General features: G+C 66.9%; 12 protein-coding genes. 6 read left to right on the forward strand and 6 right to left on the reverse strand.

The annotated features are described in order from the left end of the window. Positions 1 to 154: 154 nt before the first annotated feature. Positions 155 to 928, reverse strand: a complete 774-nt coding sequence (locus IB259_RS15660) for an IclR family transcriptional regulator (protein WP_175180503.1) — start codon at positions 926 to 928, stop codon at positions 155 to 157. After that, a complete protein-coding gene (locus IB259_RS15665) occupies positions 918 to 1,715 on the reverse strand; it encodes an IclR family transcriptional regulator (protein WP_119450470.1) in 798 nt (265 codons plus the stop codon). Before IB259_RS15665 ends, IB259_RS15660 begins: the two co-directional genes overlap by 11 nt. Positions 1,716 to 1,900: 185 nt before the next feature. Here IB259_RS15665 and IB259_RS15670 point away from each other — a divergent pair, with 185 nt between their 5' ends. From IB259_RS15670 to IB259_RS15695, 6 genes are all read left to right on the forward strand, one after another. Then, complete coding sequence (locus tag IB259_RS15670) at positions 1,901 to 3,067, forward strand: acyl-CoA dehydrogenase family protein (protein WP_119450471.1); 1,167 nt, start codon at positions 1,901 to 1,903, stop codon at positions 3,065 to 3,067. A gap of 63 nt (positions 3,068 to 3,130) precedes the next feature. After that, a complete protein-coding gene (locus IB259_RS15675; RefSeq protein ID WP_119450472.1) occupies positions 3,131 to 4,114 on the forward strand; it encodes a tripartite tricarboxylate transporter substrate binding protein in 984 nt (327 codons plus the stop codon). 18 nt (positions 4,115 to 4,132) lie between these two features. Continuing rightward, entirely contained in the window at positions 4,133 to 5,104 is a 972-nt protein-coding gene (locus IB259_RS15680; protein WP_192329502.1) for a tripartite tricarboxylate transporter substrate binding protein, read from the forward strand. Between the two features lie 3 nt (positions 5,105 to 5,107). Next, positions 5,108 to 6,271 (forward strand): acyl-CoA dehydrogenase family protein, encoded by a 1,164-nt coding sequence (locus IB259_RS15685; RefSeq protein WP_192329504.1) that lies wholly within the window; start codon positions 5,108 to 5,110, stop codon positions 6,269 to 6,271. 18 nt (positions 6,272 to 6,289) lie between these two features. Then, a complete protein-coding gene (locus tag IB259_RS15690; protein ID WP_054459308.1) occupies positions 6,290 to 7,285 on the forward strand; it encodes an acryloyl-CoA reductase in 996 nt (331 codons plus the stop codon). Between the two features lie 17 nt (positions 7,286 to 7,302). Next, positions 7,303 to 9,420 (forward strand): acetate--CoA ligase family protein, encoded by a 2,118-nt coding sequence (locus tag IB259_RS15695; protein WP_192329507.1) that lies wholly within the window; start codon positions 7,303 to 7,305, stop codon positions 9,418 to 9,420. Between the two features lie 39 nt (positions 9,421 to 9,459). Here the strand turns inward: IB259_RS15695 and IB259_RS15700 are convergent, their stop codons facing one another. The 4 genes from IB259_RS15700 to IB259_RS15715 form a co-directional block, all read right to left on the reverse strand. After that, a complete protein-coding gene (locus IB259_RS15700; protein ID WP_175212705.1) occupies positions 9,460 to 10,725 on the reverse strand; it encodes a type II toxin-antitoxin system HipA family toxin in 1,266 nt (421 codons plus the stop codon). Then, positions 10,722 to 10,991, reverse strand: coding sequence for a helix-turn-helix domain-containing protein (locus IB259_RS15705; RefSeq protein WP_119450477.1), 270 nt, complete (start codon positions 10,989 to 10,991; stop codon positions 10,722 to 10,724). The genes IB259_RS15700 and IB259_RS15705 overlap by 4 nt, the downstream gene beginning before the upstream one ends. Before the next feature lie 262 nt (positions 10,992 to 11,253). Next, complete coding sequence (gene htpG, locus IB259_RS15710; protein ID WP_192329509.1) at positions 11,254 to 13,152, reverse strand: molecular chaperone HtpG; 1,899 nt, start codon at positions 13,150 to 13,152, stop codon at positions 11,254 to 11,256. Between the two features lie 172 nt (positions 13,153 to 13,324). Then, the gene (locus tag IB259_RS15715) at positions 13,325 to 14,728 is read right to left on the reverse strand and encodes a DKNYY domain-containing protein (RefSeq protein WP_175212706.1); all 1,404 of its coding nucleotides are present in this window, start codon (positions 14,726 to 14,728) and stop codon (positions 13,325 to 13,327) included. Positions 14,729 to 14,784 lie beyond the last annotated feature (56 nt).

A 14,784-nucleotide genomic window follows, 5' to 3' on the forward strand; every position in this document is an offset into this window, starting at 1 on the left:
GAGAGCGGGCCGGCGCAAAGGGGCCGGCACGCGGGAAAACCCGGATCGGAAGACAGGCGTCCAGTATGCCGCCGTCATCCTTGCGAAAAAAGGCAGGAAACAGCGAAACACTTTTGACCTGGAGTCATGAATCCGGAAAAGGGGCCGATTCGTCTCAGGCCAGTCCCAGCAACCTTTCCGTCTCTCGCGCCAGGGCGACCAGGCGCGGGCCGATGTCGGCCGCGCGCTCGCGGTAAGGCCCGTCCTGCGCCGGCACGCCGCAATTGAAGACGTACAGCAACGACTGATAGGGCCTGCCCAGCGGCGCGGCAAAGCCATAGGCGTCCGGCCGCCACTCCAGGTTGTTGCCGCAATATCCCTTGCGCTCCAGATCGCGGCGCGCGGCCGCCAGGCTGGGGAAGTGGGCCTCGTAGTGCCGGGGATCCGCCACGCGCAGCTGGTTCAGGACGACCGCCCGCTCCTCATCCGAAACCCGCGCCAGCCAAGCCTTGCCGGCGGCGCTGGACAACAGCGGCAGCGCCGCGCCTATGTCGGGCCGCGTCTGCAAGGCTTCGTTGGAGCGGGCAGTCTCCACGTACACCATCTGGAGGCGGTCACGTACCACCAGCGACACGGCGCCGCGCGCGTGGTCGGCCAGCTGCTTCATCAGCGGCCGCGCCAATTGCCGGATCTGCATGCTGGCGAGCAAGGGATAGCTCAGCGCCAGCACCGAGGCGCCCAGCCGGTAGCGCGCCGGCTCGCCCTCGCGTTGCAGAAAACCCAATTCAACCAGCGTATGCGTCAAGCGCGCCACAGCGCTGCGCGACAGGCCGGTCTGCTGCGCGAAGTCCTTGTTCGCCAGCACCGGGCGGTCGGCGCGAAAGCACGCCAGGATGTCGATACCACGCGCCAGCGTGGTGGTGAATTCCCGGTCCTGGTCATGCGTCATTCTGGCGCTCCAGCATTTTTTCCACGCGCGCCACCAGCGTCAGCAGACGCGGCGCGATGCGGCCGCGCAGGTCGCCCGGCCGCAGCCGCGTCACGGGCACGCCGCAGTTGAACACCAGCGCCTGGCCGTCGACCCGCGTGCGCATGGGTACCGCCACCGCGTGCACGTCCGAGTGCCAGTCGCCCTGCCCCACGCAATAGCCATGCTCGGCGTAGTCGCGCTGAGCCTGCTCCCAGTCCGGCGCGTGACGCCGCCAGACGGCGGGGTCCTGGCGCCGCAGCGCCGCCAGCAAGGGCTCAGCCTCGTCCGCCGGCGCCTGCGCGAGCCAGGCGCGCCCCATGGCCGAAGGCAGCAGCGGCAGCAAGGCGCCGATGTCCGGCCGGAACGACACGGCGTCGTGGCCGCGACAGGTTTCCACGTACACCATGTTCAGGCCGTGATGCATGCCCAGCGAGGCCGAGCCGCCCGCCGCATCGGCCAGGCGCTTCATCAGCGGGCGCGCCAATTGGCGAACCTTGATGCTGGCCAGAAGCGGATAGCTCAGCGACAACACCGCCGTACCAAGCCGGTACCGCCGCAAGCCCCCGTCGTAGCGCAGCAAGCCGCGCTGCATCAGCGTGGTGGTCAAGCGTGAAATCGTGGCCTTGGACAGGCCGGTGCGGTCCGCCAGTTCGCGGTTGCTGAGCGCGGGTTCGCCATGCCGGAACGCCTGCAGCACTGACAAGCCGTGCGCCAGCGTGGTGGCGAAGGCGGGGTCGGCATGGCGCTCGCCGGGGCGGGTGGTCATGGTGGAGGTCCTGGGGCGCGGCGCGCGCGGAATGCGCGGTCTGTCCCTGCCGATCATAGAGCAGCGACGGCCCGCCATGCGTTCAAGATATCAAAACACTTGTCTCAAATCCCGCGGCCTTTTGCTAGCCTGGATTTAACACGGCGCGGCACGCATCAGCGCCCATGATGAAACGGAGACTAGCCATGATCAGGGACCCTGACGGATTCCCGCAATTCCTCGAATCGCTGCGCCGCTACGTGCGAGAGCAACTGGCGCCGCGCGAAGCCGAGGTCGCCCGCCTGGACGAGGTGCCGCAGGACCTGGTCGCCAGCATGGCCGCGCAGGGACTGTTCGGCTATTCCATCCCGGAGCAATACGGCGGCGCCGGCATGACGACCGAGGAGCTGATCCTGGCGGCCATGGAACTGTCGCAATGCTCGGTGGCGTTTCGCGCCCGGGTCGGCACCAACACGGGCATCGGCTCCGAGGCGCTGGTGGCGGACGGCACCGACGCGCAGAAGGCCCGCTACCTGCCGCGGCTGGCCTCCGGGGAACTGACCGGCTGCTTCGCCCTGACCGAGCCGCAGGCGGGTTCCGACGCCACTGCGCTGCGCACCACCGCCGTGCGCGACGGCGACCACTACGTGCTGAACGGCGAGAAGTGCTTCATCACCAATGCCCCGCTGGCGGGCCTGTTCACCGTCATGGCGCGCACCGATCCCGATGCGCCTGGCGCCAAGGGCATCACCGCATTCATCGTGGAGCGCGGCACGCCGGGCCTGTCCACCGGCCAGCCCTACGACAAGATGGGCCAGGCCGGATCGCCGGTTTCCGCCGTGCATTTCGAGGACTGCCGCGTGCCGGCAGACTGCATCATCGGCGGCCAGGAAGGCGTGGGCTTCAAGACGGCCATGAAGGTGCTGAACAAGCAGCGCATCCATCTGGCCGCGCTGTGCATCGGCCCGGCGATCCGCATGCTGGACGACACGTTGCGCTTCGTGGCCGAGCGCCAGCAGTTCGGCAAGCCGCTGATGGACTTCCAGTTGATCCAGGCCATGCTGGCCGACTGCCAGACCGAGATCCAGGCCGCCCGCGCGCTGGTTCTGCAAACCGCCCGCGAGCGCGATGCGGGCGAGGACGTGACGCTGAACGCCTCGATCTGCAAGTACTTCGCGTCCGAGATGTGTGGCCGCGTGGCGGACCGATGTGTGCAGATGCATGGCGGGTACGGCTACATCGCCGATCACGGCATCGAACGCTTCTACCGCGACGTGCGCCTGTTCCGCCTGTACGAGGGCACCAGCCAGATCCATCAATTGAACATCGCCCGCCATACGCTGAGCCAGGCGGGCTACACGCCCGGCCGCTAGGGCAATACAGGGACCGCAGCCGCAAGAAGCCGGCGGCCCGCCAAACCAAAGGAGACTTCCATCATGCTGCACAAGCACCTGCCGAAGTGGATCGGCGCCATGGCCGCCGCCTTCGCCTGCGCGGCGCTGCCGCCGCAAGCCGCGGCCGCCTATCCCGACAAGCCCGTGAGGCTGATCGTGCCCTTCGCCCCGGGCGGCTCGACCGACATCCTGGGCCGCCTGCTGGCCGAGGCGCTGCATCCCATCCTGGGCCAGCCGGTCATTGTGGAGAACAAGCCCGGCGCTGGCGGCAACATCGGCGGCGATTTCGTGGCCCGCGCCGCGCCCGACGGCTACACACTGCTGCTGGCCGCTGCCGGTCCCACCGTCATCAATCCCAGCCTGTACGCCAACATGCCGTTCAATCCGGCCAAGGACCTGGCGCCCATCACCTGCCTGGAACGCGAACACAACCTGATGGTGGTGACGAAGTCCATGCCGGTGAAGACGCTAGAGGAGTTCCTGCAGTACGCGCGCAACAACCCCGGCAAACTGTCGTTCGGCTCTCCCGGCAACGGTTCGCCCGCGCAGCTGGCTGGCGAACTGCTCAAGCAGCAGACCGGCATCCAGGCCGAGCACGTGCCCTACAAAGGCACCGGCCCCGCCATCACCGACCTGGTGGCCGGCCACATCGATTTCATGATCGACAACATGCCGGCGCTGCTGCCGCAGGTCAAGGCGGGCGGCCTGCGCGCGCTGGCGGTCCCCAGCGACCAGCGCGCCACCGCCGCCCCTGACATTCCCACCTTCGATGAAGCGGGCCAGAAGGGCTTTGTGGTGATGGCCTGGAAGGGTTTGATGGCGCCCGCCGGCACCGATCCGGCGGTGATCGAACGGCTGCACGCGGCGGTGGTCAAGGCGCTGCAAGACCCGCAGCTGCGCACCCGCTTCCAGGAGCTGGGCGCGGAACCGCTGGCCAGCACGCCCGCCGAGTTCGCCAAGCAGATCGCCGACGAAACCGCCTGGTGGGGCAAGCTGGTGCAGTCCACCGGCACCCGCATCCAGTAAACCCGCCGGGAGACCGCCATGCAAGCCTTGATCCGAACGCTGCGCGCACTGTGCGCCGTGGCCCTGCTGGGCGCGGCCGGGGCGGCGCAGGCCGCCGCCTACCCCGACAAACCGGTGCGCCTGATCGTGCCCTACGCGGCCGGCGGCGGCACCGACACCGCGGCGCGCATGATCGCCCGCAAGCTGGCGCCCTTGCTGGGCCAGCCCGTGGTGGTGGAAAACAAGCCCGGCGGCGCCACGCAGATCGGCACCGCTTTTATCGCCAGCGCCGCGCCCGACGGCTACACCTTGCTGATGGGCACCGCCAACCTGGCGACCAACAGCGTGCTGTACGCCAAGCTGCCCTATGACGTGAAGAAGAACCTGACGCCCGTGGTCTGGGCCACGGATGTGCCGGTCTACCTGCTGCTGCCCGCCGCCAGCCCGATACGCAGCCTGGAAGACTTGAAGCGCGCTGCCGCGCAGCAGCAGGGGCTGACTTTCGCCACTGCGGGAACGGGCAGCATCCCCCATCTGGCAGGCGAACAGTTCGCGCACCAGACCGGCATCGCGCTGCGGCACATCCCGTACAAGGGCAGCAGCGAAGCCGCCACCGCACTGGTCGGCGGCCAGGTCCAGATAAGCTTCGACAACCTGCCGCCGGTGTATGCGCAGGTCAAGGCGGGACGTCTGCGCGCCGTCGCCATCGCCTCGCAAACGCGCAATCCCGAGCTGCCCGACGTGCCCACGCTGGCTGAACTGGGCGTGCCGATGTCGGCCTCGTCCTGGTGGGGCGTGATGGCGCCCGCCGGTACGCCCAAGGACGTGGTCGCCCTGCTGAACCGGCAGATCAACGCCGTGCTGGCCGATCCGGAAGTGCGCAGCTACTTCAGCGGGCTGGGCATGCAAGCCACGGGCGGCACGGCCGAAGCGTTCGGCCGGCACATCGCCGACGAAACCGACAGATGGCGCGCCGTGGTCAAGCAGGCCGGCGTCAAGATCGAGGAATAAACCATGCAGTCCAAGCCAGAACGCAACGGCGGCGACGCCCTGCAAGACCTGTGCGCGCGCGTGCGCCGCTTCGTCGACGAGGTGGCGATACCGGCCGAGTCCCCCGCCATTGCCCGCGACGTGGCCGCGCTGGATCGCTGCGTCGCCCAATTGCGCGTACAGGCCTGCGAGGCCGGCCTGTATGCGCCCCAGTTGCCGCAGGAATGGGGCGGACTGGGCTTGGGCTGGCGCGCCCTGGCACAGGTGCTGGAAGAAGCGGGGCGCGGCTTCCTGGGCCCCGCCGCGCTGAACTGCGCCGCGCCCGACCAGCCCAACATGCTGACGTTGCTGCGCCTGGGCGACACCGCCCAGCAGGAGCGCTTCCTCGCGCCGCTGGTGCGCGGCGAACAGCGCGCCTGCTTCGCCATGACCGAGCCCGCCCCCGGCGCCGGCTCCGATCCGTCCATGCTGCGCACGCGCGCCGAAAGGCGCAACGGACGCTGGGTGCTCAACGGCCACAAGCAATTCATCAGCGGCGGCGTGGGTGCGGATTTCGCGCTGGTGCTGGCGCGCACCGATACCGGCGCCACGCTGTTCCTGGTGCCGGCGGACACGCCGGGCTACCAGGTGGTGCGCGACATCCGCATGGTGACGGGCTACCAGATCGGCGGCCACGCCGAAATCCTGCTGCAAGACTGCGAGGTCGGTGACGAGGCCGTGCTGGGCGAGCCCGGCCGCGGCCTGGAATATGCGCAGCTGCGGCTGGAACCTGCCCGGCTGTCCCATTGCATGCGCTACATCGGCCGCGCCCGGCGCGCGCTGGAGACGGCGCAGGCCTATGTGGTGCGGCGCGAATCCTTCGGCGCGCGCCTGGCTGACCTGCAACAGATCCAGGCCATGGTCGCGGACTCCCACATCGACCTGCATGCCAGCCGCCTCATGACGCTGGACTGCGCAGCCCGCATGGACGAAGGCCTGTCGGTGAAACAGCACAGCGCCATGGCCAAGGTCTTTGTGTCCGAGGCCGTGAACCGCGTGGCCGACCGCGCCGTACAGATGATGGGCGCATCGGGCCTCTCGGACGACACGCCCGTATCCATGGTCTGGCAGGAGATGCGCCCCTTCCGCATTTATGACGGCGCCAACGAACTGCACCGCGCCACGCTGGCGCGCCGGCTGCTGGCCTGATCCCTTAAGGAGACGAACATGGAAAATCCCGAATTCCAGGCCTACCGCCTGCACGCAGGCGCGGCGGGCGAACCGCCGCAGGGCCGTTTCGACACCCTGACCGCGGACCAGTTGTCCGCGGGCGACACGCTCATCAAGGTGGCCTATGCCGGCCTGAACTACAAGGACGCGCTGGCCCAGGCCGGGCGCGGTGGCATCATCCGCGAGTATCCACGCATCGGCGGCATTGATCTTTCTGGCACCGTTGTGCATTCCGCCGACCCTGCGCTCGCGCCCGGCCAGGAGGTCGTGGTGCATGGCTTCGGCATCGGTGTGGATTGCGACGGCGGCTATGCCGAGTATGCGCGGGTGCGCCACGACTGGGTGCTGCCGCTGCCCGCCGGCATTGGACTGCGCGATGCGGCCGTGCTGGGCGCTGCGGGCTACACCGCGGCGCTCTCGCTGCACTGGATGGAGCATTGCGGACTGACGCCGGAACAAGGCGAGGTCCTGGTCACCGGCGCAACCGGCGGCGTTGCCGGCGTCGCCATCGACATCCTGAGCCAGCGCGGCTATCGCGTCTGCGCCATGTCCGGCAAGCCGGATGCGGCGGACTATCTGCGCTCGTTGGGCGCGCAAGAGGTGATTGCCCCGCCCGACCTGTCGGCCGGCATCAAGCCGCTCATGAGCGCGCGCTGGGCCGGCGTGGTCGACTCCGTGGGCGGGCCGCTGCTGGCCCACGCGTTGGCCAGCCTGAAGCCGGACGGCGTGGCCGCCGCCTTCGGCAACGCCGGCGGCGCGGAACTGCCCACCACCGTCATCCCTTTCATCTTGCGCGGCGTCAAGCTGCTGGGCATCAACGCCAACAGCCCCATGCCGCTGCGGCGCCAGGTATGGAACAAGCTCGCCGCCGAATACCGCCCCGCGCACCTGGACCTGATCGCGCGCGTCATCGAACCCCGCCAGCTGCCGCAAGCGCTGGCCGCCATGCTCGAACGCGGCAGCACGGGCCGCAGCGTCGTGCGCTACTCCTGATTTTTCATCGCCACATCATGACTGACTCTTCCCTGTCCCGCCTCTTCAATCCCCAAGGCATCGCCATCGTCGGCGCCTCGGCCACGCCCGGCAAGATCGGCGCGATGCCGGTGAAGCTGCTGCTCCAGCACGGCTACGGCGGCCGCATTATCCCCGTCAACCCGCGCGCAGACGCCATCGCCGGCCTGCCGGCCGTACCCGGCCTGGACGCGCTGGACGCGGAGGTGGACCTGGCCATTCTGGCCGTGCCGGCCGCTCATGCCGCGCAGGCGCTGGAACGCGCCCGGCCCGGCCAGGTAGGCGCCGCCGTGGTGTTCACCTCGGGTTTTTCCGAGACCGGCGCGCAAGGGGCCGCGCAACAGGAACGGCTCTGCGCCATCGCGCGCGAGCGCGGCATCCGCCTGCTGGGGCCGAATTGCCTGGGCTTCATGAACGTGCGGCGCAATGTCTACGCAACGTTCTCGCCCGCCCCCGCCAACGGCATCGTCGCCGCCGGCGGCATTGGCATGGTGTCGCAGAGCGGCGCATTCGGCGCCTACGCCTACAGCATGGCGCGCGAGCGCGGCCTGGGCCTGTCGCACTGGATCAGCACCGGCAACGAGGCCGACATCGACGTGGCCGACTGCATCGAATGGCTGGCTCGTGACGCCGATACGCGCGTCATCATGGCCTACATGGAAGGCTGCCGCGACGGCGCCAAGCTGCGCCTCGCCCTGGCCGCGGCGCGCGCGGCTGGCAAACCCGTCGTCGTCACGAAGATCGGCCGTACCCAGGCCGGCGCGCAAGCCGCGGCTTCGCATACCGCTGCGCTGGCCGGCGATGACGCCGTCTACGACGCGCTGTTCCGCCAATACGGCGCCCTGCGCGCGCGCACCATCGAGGAATTCTTCAACCTGGGCTATGCGCTGGACACCTGGAAACAGCCGCCGCAGGGCCGCCGGCTGGGGATCTTCACCATCTCTGGCGGCGTGGGCGCCTTGATGGCCGACGAGGCCGACGACACTGGCCTGGCGCTGCCCGAGCCCGCCGCCGAAGCGCAAGCCCGCCTGCTGGAGCGCGTGCCCTTCGCCAGCGGCCGCAATCCCGTCGACGTCACCGGCCAGGCCGTGTCCGAACCCGGGCTGCTGCTGGCCACCGCCGACGACATGCTGGCCGATGGACGCTACGACGCGCTGGCCGTCTTCCTGGCCGCCGCTGGATCCTCCGAAGCCTTGTGGCCTACCTTCGAGGCTTTCGCAAGGCAGATGCAGGCCCGCCATCCGGACGTGCCGTTGGCCATCAGCGCGCTGTTTCCGCCCGCGCGCCGCCGGGAACTGGAGCAACTGGGCTGCCTGGTGTTCACTGATCCCAGCGCCGCCATCCGCACGATAGGCGCGGTGGCCGGGCTGGCTGCTCATACGGGTAGCGACGTGGTTGACGATGCTCCCACGATGCCCGCGGCGCACACACCGCCATTGCTGGATGCCTACAACGAAGTCCAGGCCATGGCGCTGCTGCGCCAGGCCGGCTTGCCGGCCTCGCCCTGCACGCTGGCCGCCGACGTGGACGCGGCGGTGCGCGCCGTCGCCGAGCTGGCTGCTACGGACGGCGACGCCGCTCCCGTCGTGCTCAAGGTGGTATCGCCCGACATCACGCACAAGAGCGACGTAGGCGGCGTGAAGCTCAACATCCGCGGCGAAGCCGCCGTGCGGCAGGCCTATGCCGACATCATGGCCGCCGTACGCCAGCACCGGCCCGACGCCCGCATCGACGGCGTGCTCGTCGCGCCCATGGCGCCCAAGGGCGTGGAATGCATCGCCGGCGTGCATTGCGACCCGGTGTTCGGCCCGGTCGTCATGTTCGGGTTGGGCGGCGTCTTCGTCGAAGTGCTCAAGGATGTGAGCTTCCGCCTGGCCCCCTTCGGTCGCGAGGAAGCCCTGGCGATGATCCGCGAGATCAAGGGCTACGCGCTGCTGCAAGGCGCGCGCGGCGCGCCTCCTTGCGACGTCGATGCGCTGGCTGACGCGCTGGCGGCGCTATCCCGCTACGCCCACGCGCGGCGGGAGGACTTCAGTTCAATGGAGATCAATCCCTTGCTGGCGCTGCCCGAGGGACAAGGGGTGGTGGCACTGGATGCGGTGGTGATGCGGGGCTAGGTGCCACCCGGACGGTGGCGCCGATGCGGCCGCGGGCGGCTACGCGTCCATCCCCCACCGCCTGGCATGCTTGCGGGTGTTGGTCTTGATCCAACGCCCCAAGCGCTCGATCAACGTGCGCTCCGCGCCCCCCGGCGCCTGCGCCAGCAGTCCTGCCTGCACCTCATCCAAGGCGACGGGAAGCGCATCTACCAGCGACTCCCCTGCTGCCCTGACGTAGCGCAGGGCAAAACCCAACTCCCTAGCCATGGTCGCGATATGTTCCGCGCCGATGCTGCCCGGCTTCACTTCACCGCCGATCGCAAACGCGAAATTGCGAGCAAGCCCGGAGTACATGCCCGTGCACATCAGGTCATAAAAGGGCGCCAGCCGGTATCGGCCATCTTGCGTCTGCAGCACGGACAGGTTCTTGGCATGGCTATCGTTGTTGCCGACGCACAAGTTGAAGAATATCCATTGCAGGAATCGCTTCAAATCCGCCGCGCCGATGCCCATGCTTCCCAACAGCTCCCGACATTGCTGCAGCGACGGACCGCCATCGGACTCATACTTCACGTCGGACGGTTTGCCAGCCAGCTGGCAGAGATCCAACTGATGCAGCCGCAGCAAACCACCCTTGCCGTCAGGCTTGCGGTCATACCGGGTAATCAGGCATGCGCGCGTATCGGGCTGATAGCGGACTTCCGCCACGCCCAGGCCCATTCTGGCGGCCAACTGCATGACCAGCGTTTCGTTCAGGGCCGATGACCATACGCCATCGAGGCCGCGAATATCCGGCTTCAGAATATGCGTGGACGGTGCAGCCCCCTCGGGTATCGCTGGCGAACCATCGGGCATGACCGTCAATAGAAGCTTGTCCTGCGCCCCGGCCAGGGAAATGCGGGCGCCCTCGGCGTTCTCCGCCGCCAGCGCGGGCACGGCCACGTTTTGCAGGCGCTTTGTCACGTCCTGCCATGTAGCAACCCGGTGGCGCGCCGGCGCGGGCCGCTCCCCTTGCGGCAGTATCGTCAACCCGCTGGCGGTATCCCCGCCCACGCTGCGCAGCAGACCGAAGACCGTGGTGGCATGGCGGCTGACCTGCAGAAACTTGCGTACATGCCCTTCGGGCAACAGGTTTTCAAAAAAAGCATGCACGGCATCGCCCGCATGATCGCCGCTGCGCAGAGGCACCGACGGCGAAATGGCATGCGCGCCAGACCAATTCAGCCAGACATCTTCGTACACGAAGCGCAACGGCCGCTCGTCGAACAAGCGGCCGACCTTGCGGTCAGCGTGATAGAGGTCCAGCGCGTCAGCGACGGTCATGGCAGCCTCGGGCGTTTGGGCGCTACCTGCACTTCCAGGCCCAGCAGATCCAGCATGTCCAGCACCTTCTGCAATTGCAGCGTGGGCTTGCCGCGCTCCAGATCCACTACATAGCGGTTGCCGGTGCCAGACAGGCCAGCCAAGTCCGCTTGCAGCAAGCCCTGCGAGCGCCGCACGGCCTTCACCAATTCGCCCAGTTCGGTCGATGTGCGGATCGTTACGCCGGCCCCGCCTGCGAGCTCGGCAGGAATATCTTGCGAGGGCATGGCCGCCTCCAAAATTACCGATCGGTAATTTTAGGATAAAAATTTGATTGGCGTAGGAAAAAAATTACCGAGCGGGAAAAATTTGCCGCAGCACATTTTTCTACGGCCAAAAAATTACCGAACGGGAATAATTTTTTCTATCCAAGCGGATTTTTTGTACGAAATTACCGATCGGTAATTTTTTAATCACTGCTTGTGAAACGTCTCCCAAAAGAAAAAAGGCGCCAAGGGGCGCCTTTCTTTCTTCAAGCGGATGCGCCGCTTACTTCAGCAGCAACGCATTCAAGCGCTTCACGAACGCGGCCGGGTCGGCGATCTGCGCGCCTTCGGCCAGCAGCGCCTGATCAAGCAGCAGGCGCGCCCACTGGTCGAATTCGCCGTCTTCGGCAGCGCGGATGCGGGCCAGCAGCGGGTGCTCCGGGTTGATTTCCAGCACCGGCTTGACGTTGGGCGCTTCCTGGCCGGCGGCCTTGAGCATGCGCAGCAGGTGCGGGCTGAGTTCGTTCTGGCCCACCACCACGCACGCCGGCGAGTCCACCAGGCGCAGCGTCACGCGCACTTCCTTGACCTGGTCTTCCAACGTCTTCTGCAGGCGCTCGACCAGCGGCTTGAAGTCCTCGGCCACTTCGGCCTGGTGCTTCTTTTCTTCCTCGTCAGCCAGCTCGGCCAGGTCCAGGCCGCCCTTGGCCACCGACACCAGCGACTTGCCGTCGAATTCACGCAGATAGGACAGCATCCATTCGTCCACGCGGTCCGACAGCAGCAGGACTTCGATGCCCTTCTTGCGGAAGATTTCCAGATGCGGGCTGTTGCTGGCCGCGGCGAAGGTATCCGCCGTGACGTAGTAGATCTTGTCCTGGCCTTCCTTCATGCGCGACACGTAGTCGGCGAACGACACGGTCTGGGCCTGGTCGCCCGTGTGGGTCGAGGCGAAACGCATGAGCTTGGCGATGCGTTCCAGGTTGGCCGAGTCCTCGCCCGCGCCTTCCTTCAGCACCTGGCCGAACTCCGACCAGAACGTGGCGTAGTCTTCCGGCTTGTTCTCCGCCATGTCTTCCAGCAGCGACAGGATGCGCTTGGCCGAACCTTCGCGGATGGCGCGCACGTCGCGGCTTTCCTGCAGGATTTCACGCGACACGTTCAGCGGCAGGTCGGCCGAGTCGATCACGCCGCGCACGAAGCGCAGGTACGACGGCAGCAGCTGGTCGGCGTCGTCCATGATGAAGACGCGCTTGACGTACAGCTTCACGCCGTGGCGGCCGTCGCGGTCCCACATGTCCATGGGCGCATGCTTGGGCACGTACAGCAGCTGCGTGTATTCGCTGCGGCCTTCGACGCGGTTGTGGGTCCAGGCCAGCGGGTCGTCGTAGTCGTGCGACACCGTCTTGTAGAACTCGCGATACTGCTCTTCCGTGACGTCCGACTTGCTGCGGGCCCACAGCGCGTTGGCCTGGTTCACCGTTTCCAGTTCTTCGGTCTTGACCTGCTCGCCTTTTTCCTGGTCCCACTCTTCCTTGGCCATGCGGATGGGCAGGGAGATGTGGTCCGAGTAGCGGCGCAGGATCTCGCGCAGCTTCCAGCCGTTGAGCAATTCGTCTTCGTCGGCGCGCAGGTGCAATGTCACGTCCGTGCCGCGCTTGGCCTTCTCGGCAGCGGCGATGGTGAATTCGCCCTGGCCGTCGGATTCCCACTGGATCGCGTCCGTGGCGCCGGCGCGGCGGCTGACCACCGTGACCTTGTCGGCCACGATGAACGACGAATAGAAGCCCACGCCGAACTGGCCGATCAGCTGCGCGTCCTTCTGCTTGTCGCCGGTCAACTGCGAGAAGAATTCCCGCGTGCCGGAGCGCGCGATCGTGCCCAGGTTGGCCACGGCTTCTTCACGCGACAGGCCAATGCCGTTGTCGGAAATCGTGATGGTGCGGGCGGCCTTGTCGTAGCTGACCGTGATGGCCAGTTCGCCATTGCCTTCCAGCAGTTCGGGCTGGTCGATGGCCTCGAAGCGCAGCTTGTCGCAGGCATCCGATGCGTTCGACACCAGCTCGCGCAGGAAGATTTCCTTGTTGCTGTACAGCGAATGGATCATCAGGTGCAGCAGCTGCTTCACCTCTGCCTGGAACCCCAGGGTTTCGGACGTGGAAGGCGTGGCGGTTTGGCTCATAGTTCTACGTGGCTAGGTAAAAATTAGGGACGGTTATTGGCTGCCGGGACATCTGGCCCGCGCGGCCGCCGGGAAACCCTACTGATGTGGGGGCCAATGGCGCACTTTCAAGGGCGGGCAAAAAAACCCCCGCAGGTTCTAGCCTCCCCTTTTGGGGAGTGGCGGCAGCGCCTCAGAAAATCGAGAACACCTTGCGGTAACGTGTCTTCGCTTCCAGCACGGCTTCATACTGCGGCACCGCCAGCTTGCCGGCCCGGACCAGCTTGCGTATGTCGGCAGCCGTGATCTGCCGTGTTTCTTGCGAACTCAGCAGGAAATCCGCCGCGCCGCGGTCCATGATCTGATAGATCGAATGGGAAATCAGCTGCGAGGGTCCAAGCTCATCCAGGTAATAGAGCTTCTCTCCCTTCTGCCAGACCGTGCCGAAGTTGTGATAAACCACGCCGCGCTTGATCCATTCCCCAGCCGGCGCATCCGCCAGCTGGTTGACCAGCGTGGAACGGGACACCAGCCCGCCGCCCCCGCCCCGCGAGTTGCGGGCCCAAACTTCCTGCGCCTGCAGGAACAACGTCTGTTTGCCATCCGTGTACACGTATGGCGACAGCGCGGTGTATGTGCCCGAAGCCAACGGGTCGTCACCCGCCCGTTCCACCTGCCGCGTCTGCGTGTTGTAGAAAAAGATACCGTCCTTGCTGCGGAACAGCGCCTGGTACACATGCCGGCCGTGCTCGTTGAGCAGGCGGTACGGCGCATGCGCCGCGTCGAAGGGCTGCGCGCCCACATACACCATGCCGTCGCGGGGGTCTTGCAGATAGGGCTGGCGGTACAGGTCGCCCACCATGAAGGTGTACAGCGCGGGATCATCCGACAGCGGCAGCAACTGTTCGTGGAAATAGACGCGGCGGCCATCGGCGAAGAAATCGTCGCTGGAACGCACGTCGCCATCCCGGCCTGCAGGCAGGCGGCGCAGCGAAGCCGGCGCCGCCTGCGGCATTTCGCGGCCGCGGTAGTACACGCGTACATCGTCGGTGGCCAGCTCGCGGTCCAGCAACGGCCGGTAGGGCCGGGCGCTGGCCGGCAGGACGACGAACGGATACAGGTAGGTCTGCGGCTTGGGGCCGGCGTCCGCCCGGTACTGGATCTTCTGCCAGAACTCGTCCAGCATGCCCAGTTCCTCGTTGCGCACACTGTGCATCGAACAGAAAACCGTAACCGCGCCGTCGCTGAAATAGCTGTTGCCCAGGTAGCGTGCCGACGCCGGCTTCATGTCCGGCAGGACCTGGTTGCCGCAGTACACGTGCCGCTGGTCCCTGGCCGCCTGCCTGCCGTCGAACGCCCCGGTATCGAAGGCCGTGAAACTGGCTGGATCGGCCTCGTCCATGCGGTAATAGCCGTTGCTGGGGACAGCGGCGTAAACGCCGCCCTGATAATTCTTATAGATACTGTTGCCGTAAGACTGCCCACGGTCGACGGCCGCGAAGTCGTCGCCGTCCATCAACCAGAACAGCAGGAACATCGGCAGCGCGGCGATGATCAGAACCAGCGTGATCAAGGCCCATTTGGCGCGTTTTTGCATGGAGTGGCGGGGCTGACCTGCCGTTGATTGGCGACCAGGGATTCTAACCAGCGGCG

The organism is Achromobacter sp. ACM04, assembly GCF_014851465.1.
Classification (GTDB): domain Bacteria; phylum Pseudomonadota; class Gammaproteobacteria; order Burkholderiales; family Burkholderiaceae_B; genus Achromobacter; species Achromobacter aegrifaciens.